This is a genomic window from Nonomuraea maritima, assembly GCF_900100395.1.
Classification (GTDB): domain Bacteria; phylum Actinomycetota; class Actinomycetes; order Streptosporangiales; family Streptosporangiaceae; genus Nonomuraea; species Nonomuraea maritima.
In genome coordinates this window covers 26214-41849 of record NZ_FNFB01000010.1, presented here as the reverse complement: position 1 = coordinate 41849, position 15636 = coordinate 26214, and the positions used below count along the sequence as shown (strand labels likewise).

Annotated in this window: 10 protein-coding genes; 7 read left to right on the top strand and 3 right to left on the bottom strand. The window is 72.0% G+C overall.

Annotated features, from left to right (window positions below; all coding sequences use genetic code 11):
* Positions 1-182: 182 nt before the first annotated feature.
* Positions 183-3170, top strand: a complete 2988-nt coding sequence (locus tag BLR04_RS18120) for a S8 family serine peptidase (protein ID WP_090766681.1) — start codon at positions 183-185, stop codon at positions 3168-3170.
* A gap of 69 nt (positions 3171-3239) precedes the next feature.
* On the opposite strand, the gene BLR04_RS18115 is transcribed toward BLR04_RS18120, so the two are convergent.
* Positions 3240-4160 carry a CHRD domain-containing protein gene (locus tag BLR04_RS18115; RefSeq protein ID WP_090766255.1) on the bottom strand — a complete coding sequence of 307 codons (921 nt, stop codon included), beginning with the start codon at positions 4158-4160 and terminating at the stop codon, positions 3240-3242.
* A 207-nt stretch (positions 4161-4367) separates the two neighbouring features.
* On the opposite strand from BLR04_RS18115, the gene BLR04_RS40700 reads away from it, so the two are divergent.
* Entirely contained in the window at positions 4368-4520 is a 153-nt protein-coding gene (locus tag BLR04_RS40700; protein ID WP_176903151.1) for a hypothetical protein, read from the top strand.
* A 51-nt stretch (positions 4521-4571) separates the two neighbouring features.
* Here BLR04_RS40700 and BLR04_RS18110 read toward each other — a convergent pair whose 3' ends face one another.
* A complete protein-coding gene (locus BLR04_RS18110) occupies positions 4572-5519 on the bottom strand; it encodes a sulfotransferase (RefSeq protein WP_176903150.1) in 948 nt (315 codons plus the stop codon).
* 208 nt (positions 5520-5727) lie between these two features.
* Between BLR04_RS18110 and BLR04_RS18105 the strand changes: the two genes are divergently transcribed.
* Positions 5728-7551 carry an ABC transporter ATP-binding protein gene (locus tag BLR04_RS18105; protein ID WP_090766250.1) on the top strand — a complete coding sequence of 608 codons (1824 nt, stop codon included), beginning with the start codon at positions 5728-5730 and terminating at the stop codon, positions 7549-7551.
* A 219-nt stretch (positions 7552-7770) separates the two neighbouring features.
* Here BLR04_RS18105 and BLR04_RS18100 read toward each other — a convergent pair whose 3' ends face one another.
* Entirely contained in the window at positions 7771-10005 is a 2235-nt protein-coding gene (locus BLR04_RS18100) for an Orn/Lys/Arg family decarboxylase (protein ID WP_090766247.1), read from the bottom strand.
* A gap of 205 nt (positions 10006-10210) precedes the next feature.
* Between BLR04_RS18100 and BLR04_RS18095 the strand changes: the two genes are divergently transcribed.
* Genes BLR04_RS18095 through BLR04_RS18080 form a run of 4 tightly spaced genes read left to right on the top strand, consistent with a single transcriptional unit; the run spans position 10211 to position 15547 of the window.
* Entirely contained in the window at positions 10211-11506 is a 1296-nt protein-coding gene (locus BLR04_RS18095; protein WP_090766244.1) for a cytochrome P450, read from the top strand.
* Positions 11506-13083, top strand: a complete 1578-nt coding sequence (locus BLR04_RS18090; protein WP_090766240.1) for a peroxidase family protein — start codon at positions 11506-11508, stop codon at positions 13081-13083. The genes BLR04_RS18095 and BLR04_RS18090 overlap by 1 nt, the downstream gene beginning before the upstream one ends.
* Entirely contained in the window at positions 13080-15239 is a 2160-nt protein-coding gene (locus BLR04_RS18085; protein ID WP_090766678.1) for a thioesterase domain-containing protein, read from the top strand. Before BLR04_RS18090 ends, BLR04_RS18085 begins: the two co-directional genes overlap by 4 nt.
* 47 nt (positions 15240-15286) lie before the next feature.
* A complete protein-coding gene (locus BLR04_RS18080) occupies positions 15287-15547 on the top strand; it encodes a hypothetical protein (RefSeq protein ID WP_090766237.1) in 261 nt (86 codons plus the stop codon).
* The last annotated feature ends 89 nt before the right edge of the window (positions 15548-15636 follow it).

Below are 15636 nucleotides of genomic sequence, written 5' to 3'. Positions count from 1 at the left end.
GGACGGTCCTCCCGGCGGCGAAACCTCATCTGACTGTCCATTTTCGTCGCAGTGGCCAAAGTGGTCACGACGAAACCTCGACAACCACAGGTCACGACAAGTTCACTTCTCATGCCATGACGCACGTCGCATGACCGGTGCGGCGCCCTCACCTCACCCCCCGGAGTACACACGTGACCTTCATGTCACGGAGAACGCCCGCGCTGGTTCTCGCGGCCCTCGCCCTCGCGGTGGCCGCAGTGCCGGCGCCGGCGTCGGCGTCCGAGACACCCCCTGATCCGACACCCAAGGCGGTGGCCGGCCAGGTCGCCGCCGGCCGCTATCTCGTCACGCTGGCCGACCGGCCGATCGCCACCTACGAGGGCGGCGTGCCGGGCATCGCGCGTACCAAGCCAGCCAAGGGAAAGAAGCTCGACCTCGGGTCCGTGGACGCCAGGCGCTACCGCGACCACCTCACCGATCGGCAGCGGGACGTCGCCGCCGAGGTGGGCGCCACGCCCGTACGGCACTTCGCCGTCGCGACCAACACCTTCGTGGCCGACCTCACCGGACCTCAGGCGGTCGCCCTGATGACCACGCCCGGCGTCGTGTCCGTCGTCCCCAACAGGCTCTTCAAGCCGGCCGACGACCGCGACTCCACCGACTTCCTCAAGCTGTCCGGGCCCAAGGGCGTGTGGTCGGCGCTGGGCGGCACCGCCATGGCGGGCAAGGGCGTCGTCGTCGGCGTCATCGACACCGGCGTCTGGCCGGAGAGCGCCTCGTTCGCGGCGCCCCCGCTGGCCCCCACCCCGCCGGGGGACGACGACCCGTACCGGCCGTACACGCAGGACGGCACGACCGTCATGCGCAAGGCGGACGGCGGCACCTTCACCGGCACCTGCCAGACCGGCGAGCAGTTCACCCCCGACCTGTGCAACCAGAAGGTCATCAGCGCCCGCTACTTCAGCGACGGCTGGACGAACGCGGTGCCGCCCGAGCTGCGGGCCGACTACCTCTCGCCGCGCGACGGCCAGGGGCACGGCACCCACACCGCGTCCACCGCGGCGGGCAACGCCGACGTCCCCGCGAAGGTCGCGGGCGTCGACTTCGGCACGGTCTCCGGGGTGGCGCCGGGCGCGGCCATCGCCGTCTACAAGGCCCTGTACGAGGGCAGGACGCCGCAGACGACCGGAGGCACCGAGCAGGACCTCGTCGCGGCCATCGACCAGGCCGTCGCCGACGGCGTCGACGTGATCAACTACTCGGTCGGCAGCACGCGGGAGTCGGACGTCTCCGACCCGATCCAGCTGGCCTTCCTCAACGCCGCCGCGGCCGGGGTCTTCGTCGCCACGGCGGGCGGCAACAGCGGGCCGAGCGCCGCCAGCCTGGACAACACCGCTCCGTGGGAGACCACCGTCGCGGCGTCCACCATCGCGCCGTACGCGGCGCGGGTCGTGCTGGGCGACGGCCAGAGCCTCACCGGCACCAGCACCACCGTCGCCACCGAGCTGCGGGACAAGCCCCTGGTGCCGGCCGCCGACGTCCGGGTCGCCACCGCCTCGGCCGCCGACGCGGCCGGCTGCCTGCCCGGCACCCTGGACCCGGCGAAGGCCGCCGGCGCGCTCGTCGTCTGCGACCGCAGCGTGGGCGCGCGCGTCGAGAAGTCGGCCGAGGTCGCACGGGCCGGCGGCGCCGGCATGGTGCTCCTCAACACCTACGACATGACCACCGACGCCGACCTGCACGCGGTGCCGACCGTCCACCTCGACCTCGCGTCGGGGAAGGCCGTGCGGGCGTACGCGGGAACGGCGGGGGCGCGGGCGAGCCTCGTCCCCGGCGGGGATGAGGTGCCGTACCCGCAGGTCGCGGTCTTCTCCTCGCGCGGCCCTTCCAAGGTCAACGGCGAGAACCTGCTGAAGCCGGACATCGCCGCCCCCGGCGTGTCGATCCTCGCGGCGGTCGCGCCGCCCACCAACGCCGGGCACGACTTCGACTTCTACTCCGGCACCTCGATGGCCACCCCGCACATCGCCGGGCTCGCCGCGCTCTATCTCGGCAAGCACCCGACGATGTCGCCGATGGCCGTCAAGTCGGCCATGATGACCACCGCAGGAGAGGTCAGGACCGCGACCGGCGAGGCCGACGCCGACGTCTTCGCCCGCGGCGCGGGCGAGGTCGACCCGTCGCGGATGCTCGAACCCGGCCTGGTGTACGACTCGGGCCAGCAGGACTGGCTGGGTTACCTGGAGGGCCGCGGCGTCGACACGGGCACCGGCGTTCCTGCCGTCGACCCGAGCGAGCTGAACTACCCGTCCATCGCCCTCGGCAGGCTCATGGGCACGGTCACCGTCACGCGCAGGGTGACGGCCGTGACCCCCGGCCGCTACCGGGCCGAGGTGGACGTCCCCGGCATCAAGACCAAGGTCAAGCCCAGCACCATGAAGTTCCGGGAGGCGGGGGAGACCAAGGAGTTCACCGTCTCCTTCTCGCTCGGCACGGGCACCCCCGGACAGCCCCACACCGGCTCGCTCACCTGGACCGGCGAGGGCACGACCGTACGCAGCCCGATCGTGGTGACGCCCCAGGTCGTCATCGCCCCCGCGACGGTCGCCGGCACCGGGACGACCGGCAGCACCACGTTCCAGATCACCCCCGGCGTGCCGAAGTTCCCGATCGACGTCTACGGGACGGCGGCCGGCGAGCCGGTCGCGGGCACGGTCGACCACGCGAGCGAGCGGGACTTCGCGTTCACCGTCGCGCCGGGCACCAAGCTCGTGCAGGCCACGGTGACGCCCGACGCGCCTGACGACAGCTCGCTGTTCACCGCGCTGTTCCACCTGCCGAACGGGGGCACCTCGCCCCTCGACGGCGGCGTCATCGTCGGCTTCTCGGGCGACGCCCGCCGGCCCACGATCGACCTCGTGGACCCGGAGCCCGGCGCGTACGTCCTCGGGGTCTTCTCCAACCCGTCGTCGGAGGGGTCGGGGCAGACGTCGTTCACCATGCAGGCGACCACGGTGCCCGTCAAGGGCGGCAAGCAGGGGCTGCGGCTCACGCCGAAGCACCCCCGGGTGACGCCGGGCGAGCCGCTGGACCTCACGGTCTCGTGGTCAGGCCTGGCGGACGGCCGCCGTCACACCGGCTACCTCGAGTACCCCGACGGCACGGGGACAGTGGTGTCCGTCGACTGATCCCGTGAACGCCGAAGGGCCGCCGTCCCCCCACCCCTGGGGACGGCGGCCCTTCCGGCTCACCAGGGCTTACCAGGCGCCCTTGGCGGACCAGAGCTGGCCGCGCACCGCGCCGCCGGGGAACTCGCCGGTGTGCAGGTTGGCGTACCAGTTCTTCGCGTTGCGGGAGATGCCCTTGGCGGTGTCCTTCTTGATGGAGGCGACGCCGGCCAGGCCGTTCACGCCCGCGGGCAGGCCGTTCATGTCGGCGAACAGCTGCACGGCCACCGGGCCGTTCTTGCCCTTGGGGCCGCTGTGGATGTGGGCCATGGTGGGCGCGGAGATGCCGCTGAACAGCGTCGCGTACTCGATCTTGCTGCCCTTGATGTCGAACAGCCACTCGGCGAAGCCGTTCTTGTCGCCGACCTTCTGACCCGGGGCCGGGATCTCCTGCTTGCCGTCGGCCTTCACGTGGAAGCGGCTGCCGTTGCCGATCGCGAGCAGCGACGCGAGGTTGACCGGCTTGATGCGGTAGAGCTGCGCGCGCACCGCGCCGCCGGGGAACTCGCCGGTGTGCAGGTTGGCGTACCAGTTCTGCGGGTTGTTCCTGATGCCGGCCAGCAGGGCCTTGTCGGTGACCTTGACGGTGCCGGAGACGGCGGTGGTGCCCTTGGGCAGGCCGTCCATGAAGAAGCCGATCTTGACGTCGCCGTTCTTGCCGGCCTTGCCCTGGTGGATGTGGAACATCGAGGGCGTGTCGGTCTTGTTCCAGCGGATGGCGTACGAGACCTTGTCGCGGTCGATGACGAAGACCGCGAACGCCGAGCCGTCCTTGTCGCCGACCTTCGGGCCGCCCTTGACCGGGACCTCGTTCTTGCCGACCAGCTTGGCGGCGAAGTAGACCGGGGCCGCGTACGGCGAGGAGTCGGCCTGGGCGGCGGGGGCGAGAGCACCGGCGACGAGGCCGGCGGCGATGAGGGCACCGGGGAGGGCGAGGGCGCGCTTGTTCATGGGGAACCTCTTCAAGGGTGTTGCTGGCGGAGGCCGTCGGGTACGGCCGGAAGCTGACACCGAGAAGACTGCCGGGAACACAAGCCCGCCAACACGTACAAATGCGCACAGACCAGCGAAAGTGTCGAAGTACGGGTTCGGAATAGGACGGGGCAGGGGCGTGTTGTGGCGAGACAGTTTAACTTTCAACCAAATGGAGTGATCGTCATGGACGTCGCATTCATGCTGGTCATGAGCGTTCTCGTCGGCAGTGTGCTCACCGGCGTGGTGGTCGCCATCGTGCTGAACGGCATCCGCGACCGCCAGTGGCCGGTGCTCGTGCGGCGGCGTGTCGTCTACCGCGGGTTCATTCCTCGTTGACCTCCGGCTGAGCGGGGGCCGGGTCCCGTCCCCTTGCGGGATCGCCCCTGCTCAGCGGAGCGGGTAGCCGTACCGGAGCATGCCAGGAGCGGTGAAGACGGTCACCATGCGGCGGCGGGCGCGCCGCATCGCCGTCCGCCACTCCTCGTCGGCCCTGAGCGGGACCACGCCCGTGCGGATGCGCATCGGGTTGCCCGCCACGCTGTGGTCGACGGGCAGGTCGATCGTGCCGTCGCCCAGGAACCCGGTGTCGGGCGACGGCGACCCGGCGAACTCCAGCACCCGGGACAGTTCGCTGTGCGGCCGGGCCACGAAGTCCTCGTACCGCAGGAGCGTCCACGGGGTGCGGGTCAGGCGGAACGACTCGATCGCGGCGTTGAAGACCAGCCACTCGGCGGCCGCCCGCGTCGGCGAGTGCGTGGCCATCAGCCGCCCGCCCTTGTCGGCCCGCTGCACCGTGCGCGACCACGAGTGGACGACGCCGTGCGGCCCGCGCACGAGCTGGACGATGCGCAGGTCGATGCCGGGCATCCGGCGCAGCAGCAGGGCCGAGGTGGGGAACTTGGAGGAGTCGACGATCATCGGGCTCCCGCTCACCTCGGCGATGCCGCGGTAGACCTTCGCCATGGTCTCGGCGTACAGCCGGACCCGCCGGCCGAACGCGCCCGTGCTGCCGGGCAGCAGGTGGTGGGCGAGATGCCTGATCCGCATGACCGACTGGTGCAGCCCGGCCATCTCGATGGCGTCGACGTTGCGCCAGCCGCCGAAGGCCGCGTCGCCGACGTCCTGCCAGAACGCGCAGCGCGCGAACCTGCGGTTGCACCCGCACAGCTGGTTCTTCGCGACGCCTTGCTTCCACAGGTAGCGCAACTCGCCCACGCAGGACGCCTTGCCCGCCGCGCCCAGCGCCCGCGACACGAGCGTGCTGCCCGACCTGCCGTGGCCCCCGACGAACAGGATGCGGATCGGCTGCTGCGGGGACGTGGGTTCCGCCGTCATGGGTCGCCTCCCCGGAGTAATGCTTCGATGACGGACAGTGATGAAATCGGGAAGACACAAACTTACGGTTCCGCGCGGCGGGCCGTGACGGATTCGGCAAATCCGGGGGAACGCGCTTGCCGGGGCCGGCGGAAAATCGTTGGCTCCGCCGCCACTCTCTGCGGCACCATGGCCACGGTCGGTGCCGGACGTTCGGGGGAGGGGCGGCATGGTGGTGCTCGAATCAGGTGAGGTCGCGCCGGTGCGCAAGTCTGCGCTCCTGCTCGCGCTGCGTTACTACTGCGGCCAGCTCAGGCGTGAGTGGCGGGTGGCGGTGCCGGCGCTGACGATGCCCGCGCTGGGCAACATCTGCCTGTTCTACCTCGCGCCGCTCATGGTCGCCGGCCTGGTCGGCCGGATCGCGGGAGGCGGCGGCGCGGAGGTCTCGGCGGGCGCTCTCCTGCCCTACGTGCTCGGCTTCGGCGGGCTGCTGCTGGTGGGCGAGGTGTTGTGGCGGATCGGCCTGCACTTCCTCAACCGCACGGACGTACGGGGCATCGAACGGCTCGGCGTGCTCGGCATGGACGAGCTGCTGGCCAAGGACGCCGCGTTCTTCCACGACAACTTCGCCGGGTCGCTGACCAAGCGGGTGCTGGGCTTCTCCTCCAGGTTCGAGGACTTCGCCGACATGCTCGCGTTCTCGATCATCGCCAAGCTGGTGCCGCTCGCGTTCGCCTCGGTGGTGCTGTGGCAGTACCACCCCCTGCTGGTCGTCGTCCTCGTCGGCCTCATCCTCGTCACCTGCTTCATCGTCGCCCCGCTCATCCGCCGCCGTCAGCGGCTGGTCGACCGGCGCGAGGCCGCCAAGGTGCGCGTGTCGGGCCACGTCGCCGACGTGCTGTCCAACATGGAGGCCGTACGCGCGTTCGCGGCCGAAGACCGCGAGGCCGCCGAGCACCGCGCCAGGATCGCCGAGCAGAGCAAGCTGATGCTGCGTTCGTGGGACTACGGCAACCTGCGCGTCGACACCCTCGTCGCGCCGATGTCGATCATCACCAGCGCGGTCGGGTTGATGCTCGCCGTGGCGCTGCGCGGCGGGCTCGGCGTGGAGGCCATCGTGGTGACGTTCACGTACTACACGAACACGACGAGCATCATGTTCGAGTTCAACCAGATCTACCGGCGCATGGAGGGCGTCCTCACCGAGGCCGCCCAGTTCACCGAGTTGCTGCTGGTGCGGCCCACCGTCACCGATCCGCCCGACCCGCAGCCGCTGCGTCCGGCCGACGCGAGCGTCCGCTTCGAGACGGTGCGTTTCTCCTACTCCGACGGCCCGCCCCTGTTCGACGGCCTCGACCTCGACATCCCGAGCGGCGCCAAGGTCGGGCTGGTGGGCCAGTCGGGCGGCGGCAAGAGCAGCCTCACCCGGCTGCTGCTGCGGCTCATGGACATCGACGGCGGGCGCATCATGATCGGCGGCCAGGACATCACGCAGCTGCGCCAGGCCGACCTGCGCAGCCTGATCTCGTACGTGCCGCAGGAACCCGCCATGTTCCACCGGTCGTTGCGCGACAACATCGCCTTCGCCCGGCCGGGCGCGACGGAGGAGGAGATCCTCGCGGCGGCGCGGGCAGCGCACGTCACCGAGTTCGCCGAGAACCTGCCGATGGGCTTCGAGACCCTGGTCGGCGAACGCGGCATCAAGCTCTCGGGCGGCCAGCGGCAGCGTCTCGCGCTCGCCCGCGCGATCCTGCGCGACGCCCCGATCCTGCTGCTCGACGAGGCGACCAGCGCCCTCGACTCCGAGAGCGAGCTGCTCGTCCAGGAAGCCCTGTGGCAGCTCATGAAAGACCGCACCGCAATGGTGGTCGCCCACCGGCTCAGCACGGTCGTCCGCATGGACCACCTCGTCGTGCTCAACCGGGGGCGCATCGTCGAGCAGGGCACCCACACCGAGCTGCTGGAGGCCCAGGGTCCGTACGCCCGCCTGTGGGCCCACCAGTCCGGCGGCTTCCTCGTCGAGGACGACACCGCCGACCCCGTCCACAGCTGACGTCGATGTCTTGCGGTAGCTGGTCGCGACCGGCTGCACCTTCGTGCGCGCCGCCGAGGAGGCCACCCGCGCCGGTCGCCGGCCCAGGGCGGCGGCGAGGCCGCCACCCAGCAGGGCTGCACCACCGTCAACGGCGTGACCTCGCCGGGCCCCGTGTCGCTGGGCGGTACGGCGGACGCGACGGTGCAGTTCCCGGTGCAGGCCCGGCTTCGGTGACGGTCAGCGTTCGACCTCGATGTGGTAGCGGCCGCCGGCGTCGCGGTGGGCGCCGTGGATGTCGGTGGCCAGGTCGGGGAAGGCGAGGTCGAACTCCTCCAGCGCGCGCAGATAGGTGATCAGCGGACCGTCGGCGGGACCGACCGCCTCGCCCGGCATCAGCATGGGGATGCCGGGCGGCGTGACCACCACGGTGGCGGCCGAGACCCGCCCCGCCAGCTCGGTGAGCGGCACGCGCTCAGTGCGCGAGCGGATCAGGGCCTGGTAGCTGTCGGCCGGGGTGCGGACGGGCTCGGGCAGCGTCGTGAAGATCTCGTTGAGCAGCTCGCCCAACCCGAGAGCGCGCAGCCGCTCGTGGGCGTCCGCGCAGAACCGGCGCAGCGTGCCGCCCGGCGGACCGAACCCCGGCAGCACCTCGGCCAGCGGCAGGTCGTCGTCGTAGGCGCGCTTGAAGTCGGTGAGCGCGTCGATCAACGTGCCCCACTTGCCCTTCGTGATGCCCATGGAGAACAGCACCAGCAGCGTGTGGTCGCCGGACTTCTCCACGACGATGCCGCGACGCCGCAGGTAGGCGGCGACGACCCGCGCGGGGATGCCCCGGTCGAGCGTCCCTTCGGTGGCGTCGGCGCCGGGGCAGGTGATCGTCACCTTGACCGGGTCGAGCAGGCAGTAGCCGTCGGTGAGCCCCTTGAAGCCGTGCCAGGCGGCGCCCGGCTCCAGCGTCCAGCACGAGGGATCGGTGCTCAGCCTGACCGGGTCGGCGTCGGCGAACGGCACCGGCCCGCCGGTGGCCGGATCGGTGACGTGGGTGGGCTGCCAGACGCCGAAGTACCACTCGGGCCGCCTGCCGTCCTCACGGATGCGCGCCGCCAGCCGCACCATGGCCTGGCGGAACCGGACCGCCTCCATCACCGCCTCACCCGTCAGGTACGGCCCCGAAGGCCCGTCCATCATCCCGGCCGCCACGTCGAGTGAGGCGATCATCGGGTAGAGCGGCGAGGTGGAGCAGTGCATGAGGTAGGTGTCGTTCAGCCGCTCGTAGTCGACCGGCGCGCGCTCGGACGACCTGACGTGCAGCATCGCCGACTGCGACAGGGCGGCCAGCAGCTTGTGCGTGGACTGGGTGGCGAACACCGTGGGGCGGCTGGGCCCCGGCAGCGTCCGCTCGTCCACCGCCATGCCGTAGCGGCGCTCGTACAGCGGGTGGAAGCGGGCGTAGGCGAACCACGCCTCGTCGAAGTGCACGCGCGGGACGCTCTCGCCGAGCAACTCGGCGACCCGCACGGCGTCGTAGCAGACCCCGTCGTAGGTGGAGTTGGTGACGACGGCGTAGACCGGGTCGGTCACGGCGAGCGGGTGGTCGCCCAGCCGGGCGCGTACCGTGTCGGCCTGCAGGGCGTCGGGCGGGATGGGGCCGGCAAGGCCCAGGCCGTTGCGTTCCGGAACCAGGTAGACCGGCCGCGCGCCGCTGATCGTCAGCGCGTGCTGCAGCGACTTGTGGCAGTTGCGGTCGACCAGCGCCGTCTCGTCGCGGGCGACGGCGTGGTGGCCGACGACGCGGTTGGCGGTGGCGTTGCCGTTCATCACGAAGAACGTGCGGTCGGCGCCGAAGACGCGGGCGGCGTTGCGTTCGGCCTCGCCGACCGGCCCGGTGTGGTCGAGCGGCGAGCCCAGCTCGGGCACCGAGATGGACAGGTCGGTACGCAGCAGGCGCTCACCGTAGAAGTCGAAGAACGCCCGCCCGACCGGCGACTTCAGGAACGCGACGCCGCCCGCGTGCGCCGGGGTGTGCCAGGAGTACTGGTGGTGGTCCTGGAGGTCGCGCAGGGCGCGGAAGAACGGCGGCAGGATGCGTACGGTGTACTCCTCGGCGGCGTGCGCGATCCGGCCGGCGATGAAGTCGGGGGTGTCCTCCAGCGGGAACACGTAGCCCTGGATGACCTCGTACACCCACAGGGGGAGCTCCTGCTCGGCGGTCATGAGGAAGACCGGCAGGCCGCGGAAGCGCCGGGTGACGGCGGTCAGCACCTCGTCGGCGCCCGGCGCGTCCCAGTCGGCCAGCATGCCGGCCAGCGAGGCGTCCGAGCCGATCACGGCGAGCGCGTCGCGCGTCCGGTACGTCCAGCGCAGCGTGACGCCGAGCCGCCCCATGGCGGCGCCCACCCGGCGCACCTGCTCGGCGAGCGCCGTGTCGGCGTCGGGACGCTCCCCGATCGCGGCCAGCACCGTACGTTCCATGACGCTCCCTCGCCTCGGCGGATCGGGCCCCCATTCAACGGCCAGGGCCATGGCGTGCGGCAATGTCCTGACAGTGACGGATCGGTTACTCAAGGGAAGCAAAACAATGCGTTCTGTAGTGATGAAGAAAGCAGCGACACGTCCCTAGATTGATGACACAACGTGATCACCGTTGTGCGCTCCGACACCGGCGGAAGGGCTACGAATGGGTGCTGTCGACCAGGCGACCGCGGGCGGCCATCTGAAGAGGTACGCCGAGGCGCTGGCCCGCGATCCGATGTACGCGTTCGGGCTGGTCCGCGAGTGGATGCGCACCGACTGGCGGAGCCTGTTCGCCGAGCTGCGCGAGCGGCAGCCGATCTTCGTCACCCCCGCGTTCACGGTCGTGACCCGGCACGCCGACGTCATCGAGGTGCTCACCCACGAGGAGGTCTTCTCTGTCCGCTCCTTCGGGCCGAGACTCGACGCCGCTTTGGGCGCGCCGTTCATGCTGGGGCGCGACGCCACCCCGATGAACTGGCGGGAGAAGGGCCTGATGCAGGTCATGCTCGACCCCCACGACGCGTCCGCCGTACGCGAGCTGGTCGGCCGCCGCGCCGACGAGCTGCTCGACGCCGCCGCGTCCGCCGGGAGCCTCGAGACGGTGGGCGGGCTGTTCCGTCCCGTGGCCCTCGGCGTGTGCGCCGACTACTTCGGCATCCCCGGCCCCGACCAGAAGACCCTGGGGCGCTGGACGCGGGCCGTCGTCGCCGACGGCTTCGCCAACTTCCACGCCGACCCCGAGATCCAGGCGGCGTCCGTGAGCGCGGGCACGGAGTTCGTCGCCTACCTGCGCGGCCGCCTCGCCGAGGTCCGTACGGCGCTGCAGGCCGGACGCGAGCTGCCCGACGACGTCTTCACCCGCCTGGCCCGCGCGTCGCAGTCCGGCGGGCTGCCCGTCACCGACGACCGCGTCGTCGTCAACATGGCGGGGCTGCCGCTCGGCTTCGTGGAGAGCGCGCCGGGAGCCATGGTCGAGGCGGTCGAGCAGCTGCTGCTGCGCCCCGAGGTGTTCGCCGAGGCGGTGGCCGCCGCAGGCGACCAGGAACGCTTCGACGCCTACGTCTGGGAGGCGCTGCGGTTCAGCCCGTTCTTCAAGCTCATCCCCCGCGTGTGCGAGCGCGACCACGTCCTCGCGGCGGGCACGCCGCGCAGCACCGTCATCCCCGCGGGCACGTTCGTCCTCGCGGCCCCGGCCTCGGCCATGTTCGACGGCGAGGTGGTGCCCGACCCCGAGGAGTTCCGCCTCGACCGGCCCCGGCACCACCGGCTGTTCTTCGGCGCGGGCCACCACTCCTGCCTCGGCGTCCACGTCGCCGCCGTCGTGATCTGCGAGACCGTACGCCGCCTGCTGCTGCGCGGCGTGCGGCTGCTCCCCGAGTCGGAGAGCATGGTCGAGCGGAGCCTCGGGATCTTCCCCGACCGGTTCGTCCTCGGCCTCGGCGCAGGACAGGACGCCTGATGGCGGCGGACCGGGCGCGCACCGTCGCCACCGACGGCCTCGTCAACCGGCTCAGGTTCCTGGCGCTGACCAACGGCCGGCCGTTCTGGCAGGCCGTGCAGCGCAGCCGGCCGATCCGGCGCCGGGTCAACGCCTGGCTGATCGACAGCGCGGTCCGCGAGATGCCGCCGCGCCCCGAGCCGCTCAGCACCATGGCCGACTACACGTCGTGGGCGTCCCTGACCGACCGCACCTACAACGGACGGCACCTGCCGCCGATGCCCGTCGGCGACGACCGCCGGCCCAGCCCCGAGAGCGCGGCCACCCTGTTCACCCGGGGCGAGTCGATGATCCCCTGCCCGCGCTCCACGGTGCTGTTCGCGTACTTCGCCCAGTGGTTCACCGACGGTTTCCTGCGTGGCGACGTCAACGAGCCGCCCGACCCGCGCCGCAGCAGCTCCAACCACCACATCGACCTCAACCAGCTGTACGGCCTCGACGCGGCGGCCACCGACGCGCTGCGCACCTTCGACGGCGGGCTGCTCAAGAGCCAGACCATGAACGGCGGGGAGTTCCCGCCGTTCCTGTGCGAGAACGGCAAGATCAAACCGGAGTTCGCCGCGCTGAGCACCATCCGCTTCGACGAGCAGAGCGACGCCCAGCGCGACACGCTGTTCGCCACCGGCAGCGACCGCGGCAACATCCAGATCGGCTTCACGATGCTCAACGTGCTGTTCCTGCGCGAGCACAACAGGGTGGCCCGGCTGCTGGCCAGGCACCACCCGCGCTGGGACGACGAGCGACTGTTCCAGACCACCCGCAACATCCTCATCGTGCTGCTGATCAAGCTGGTCGTCGAGGAGTACATCAACCACATCACCCCCTACCACTTCCGGTTCACCCTCGACCCGCGGCTGTCGGCCCTGCTGGCCCGCGCGCCGTGGCACCGCGAGAACTGGGCGTCGGTCGAGTTCAACCTCGTCTACCGCTGGCACAGCCTGATCCCGTCGCACCTGGCGGTCGGCGGGCGCGACCTGCCCATGGCGCAGACCCTGTTCGCCGGGTCGCTGATCCAGGGCCCCGGCCTCGGGCGGCTCTTCGAGGAGGCCTCCCGCCAGCGGGCCGGGCGCATCAGCCTGTTCAACACCGACGCCGGCCTGCGCGAGATCGACGCGATCAGCATCGCCAACTCGCGGGCGCTCGACCTGGCCCCGTACAACAGCTACCGCGAGCACTGCCGCTTCCCCCGCGTACGCGAGTTCGAGCAGATCTCCGGCGACCGGCGGGTCACCGACGCGCTGCGCGGGCTCTACCGCCACGTCGACGACCTCGACCTGTACGTCGGGCTGTTCGCCGAGGAGCCCAGCGGGCCCGACGCGATCCTGCCGCCGCTGCTCACGAAGATCATCGCGATCGACGCCTTCTCCCAGGCGCTCACCAACCCGCTGCTGGCCCCGCGGATCTTCAACGCCGACACGTTCTCCCCGCAGGGCATCCGCGTCATCGCGGCCACGCGGACGCTGTCCGACGTCCTGCGCCGCAACACCCCGGAAGACCAGGAGCCCCGCCACGTCAGCATGTCGTGGACCCCGACATGACCGGCAAGGGCGACCCGGCGGCCGAGTCGCTGCGCGCCGCCGCCCGCGAACTCGTCGACATCGCCACCACGATCCAGGACGCCTCGGGCCACGCCACGGCCGCGCTCACCGACGGCGCGCTGCTGCGCGCCCTGCCGCGCGCGGCCTCGGCGGCTCGCCTCGCCTACCGCGCGCTGCTGCGGGCCACCACCTCCGGCGCGGGTCTCGGGTACGCCCTCACCGGCGGCCGGGCGGCCACCCTCGCCGCCAAGGCCGGCGCCGTGCTGGGGGCGGAGAGCCTCGCCGTACGCGTGCTGGCCACCTCGCTGCGGCTCCGCATCTCCGCGGTCGTGTCCGGTCACCCCGAGCTGGCCGGCGACCCGATGGTCACCCGGCTGGTCGACGCGGCCGCCGCCGACCGCGACCTCGAGGCCCTGCGCGCGCTGCGCGCCCTGGTCAAGGACCGCGGCGCGGTACGCGCGCTGAGCCGGCTCGCACCGGTGCTCGGCGAGGTGCTCGCCCTGCGCGCGCTGCTCGACGAGAACCCACTCAACGACACCACCGCCTGGCTCATCGCGACCGGGAAGGGGTACGCCAGCGCCGACCCGATCACCGGCGTGAGCAACAAGATCATCGCTGTGCTCGACGTCGGCGAGGGCGCGGCGCGGCCGACCGAGCTGCCCGCGGCCGAGTCGGCGCGACTGTGCGCGCGCGGGTCGCTGCTCGGCTTCCTCGGCAACATCAGCGCGCTCGGCACCGGCGGGCGTGTCCTCATCCAGAGCGTCGAAGGGCCCGACGGGGTGATCCGCCACGTCCTCCAGGCGCCGGGCATGCGCGTCGGACACCCCGACGGCGACTCACCACAAGACCTGTTCGGCGCGTTCAGCAGCGCCGTCCTCAACAGCAGCCCCTACAGCCGGGCGCTGGCCAAGGCGGTCGCCGACTACGGTGTGCCCCATGGCGCCGAGCTGGCGCTCGTCGGGCACAGCGCCGGCGGTGCCGCGATCATGAACCTGGCGCAGGACGCCGAGTTCTGCGCCCGCCACACCGTCACCCACGTCGTCGCCGTCGGCTCGCCCGTCGACTTCAAACAGCCCGCCGACCCGCGCACCTGGGTGGCCAGCGTCACCAACCAGCACGACATCGTCCCCACCCTCGACGGCCAGGGCGCCGGCAACTGCTTCGACCTGCACCCCGACTGGTACGTCGTCGACTACGCCGACCCCACCCACCTGTTCCCGATCTGCCACAGCATCGACCGCTACCGCGCCAACCTCGCCCACGACCTGCCCGGGGAGCGCGAGCACATCGACGCGCGGCTGACGCCGTACCGGGGGGCGGTGGTGCGGTCGCAGGCGTACCTGCTGTTCGACCGCCCGCCATGGCGGCCCGACTTCCCCTTCCTGACCGTGCCCACCCGCGTCGCGCCCGGTCCTGACGGCCCCGTCGACCTGCCGATCAGGACCCGCGACGGCGCCGCCCTCACGGCCTACTTCGCCGTACGCCCTGAGGCGGTGCGCGACCTGCTGGACGTCACCGGCCCTGCCGTTCGGGTGGGCGGTCGTGTCCTGGTCGCCGTGCACGCCGCCAGGAACCGCGACACCAGCACGGCCGACCACCACGAACTCCACCTCGGCATCCTCGTCCCCGGCCCACCCCACGACCTGGCCGGGCTCGCCCGCCCGCTGCGTCGGACGGACCTTCTGGGGGTGGCCGATCTGGTGCGGCGGGTGGATGTGCGGTGCTCGGGGAGCTTTCTGGTCGGCTCGGCGGTCGATGCCGCGGGTGTGCAAAGTCTCGCGGCGACGTTGTGGGGTGGGGAGACGTACCTGACGGGGCTGGAGTTGCGGGTCAGCCCTCGGTCCGTTCGGCTCGCCGCTGATCAGGTGTTCTCGTTGCGCGGCCGGCTCGGGGCCGCGGTGCCCTTGAGTGACCCGGGCTTCGTCGGTTACGCCCGCGAGGGCGACACCACTCTGCGTTCGTCGGTACGGGCCCGCGGGCGTGCCCGGCTGCACCCCGCGCCGGTCCTGCGCCTTGCCGTCGAGCCGCACTCGTCCCACCCGCTGGCCGAGCGGCTGCGCGACCTCGGGCTCGACGGCGCCCGCCCGCTGCTGTGCCTCACGTCCACCGCCCGGCAGTCGCTCCGCGACGCGGCCGTCCCCGTCCCGCCCGCCTGATGCCTCGGGGCGTCGCCGTGTTGAAGATCCGTCCGAGGGAGGAAGTCGTGCCTGTCGACGTCGCCGCACTGATCGCCCACGCCGAGGTGCTGAGCGCGGACGCCCGCGCGCTCGCGGCGTGCGCCGACCGGCTGCGCGCGGTCGAGGCCGGGCTGGAGGCGGAAGGGGTGGCGCCGCCGTGGTTGCGGTCCTCGGTGACCGCCCACCTCGCCGCCTGCGTCACGGCCGCCGCCGACCTGGAGACGGCCGCGCGCGACCTGCGCGCGTACGCGAACCAGGCGGCGCGCGCCCCGGGCGCGCGGCCCTGAGCGGCCGCGCATGACCCGAGGCTTCTGGATGCCCCGCCGTGAGCGGCGGGGCAGAAACACGAGGCGCTTCGGGGGCCCTGCCCTGAGCG

What these genes read in the sequence shown, in the direction of transcription:
- BLR04_RS18120 (WP_090766681.1), top strand. Translation starts at nt 183, where the DNA reads ATGTCACGGAGAACGCCCGCGCTGGTTCTCGCGGCCCTCGCCCTCGCG.
- BLR04_RS18115 (WP_090766255.1), bottom strand. Translation starts at nt 4,160, where the DNA reads ATGAACAAGCGCGCCCTCGCCCTCCCCGGTGCCCTCATCGCCGCCGGC.
- BLR04_RS40700 (WP_176903151.1), top strand. Translation starts at nt 4,368, where the DNA reads ATGGACGTCGCATTCATGCTGGTCATGAGCGTTCTCGTCGGCAGTGTG.
- BLR04_RS18110 (WP_176903150.1), bottom strand. Translation starts at nt 5,519, where the DNA reads ATGACGGCGGAACCCACGTCCCCGCAGCAGCCGATCCGCATCCTGTTC.
- BLR04_RS18105 (WP_090766250.1), top strand. Translation starts at nt 5,728, where the DNA reads ATGGTGGTGCTCGAATCAGGTGAGGTCGCGCCGGTGCGCAAGTCTGCG.
- BLR04_RS18100 (WP_090766247.1), bottom strand. Translation starts at nt 10,005, where the DNA reads ATGGAACGTACGGTGCTGGCCGCGATCGGGGAGCGTCCCGACGCCGAC.
- BLR04_RS18095 (WP_090766244.1), top strand. Translation starts at nt 10,211, where the DNA reads ATGGGTGCTGTCGACCAGGCGACCGCGGGCGGCCATCTGAAGAGGTAC.
- BLR04_RS18090 (WP_090766240.1), top strand. Translation starts at nt 11,506, where the DNA reads ATGGCGGCGGACCGGGCGCGCACCGTCGCCACCGACGGCCTCGTCAAC.
- BLR04_RS18085 (WP_090766678.1), top strand. Translation starts at nt 13,080, where the DNA reads ATGACCGGCAAGGGCGACCCGGCGGCCGAGTCGCTGCGCGCCGCCGCC.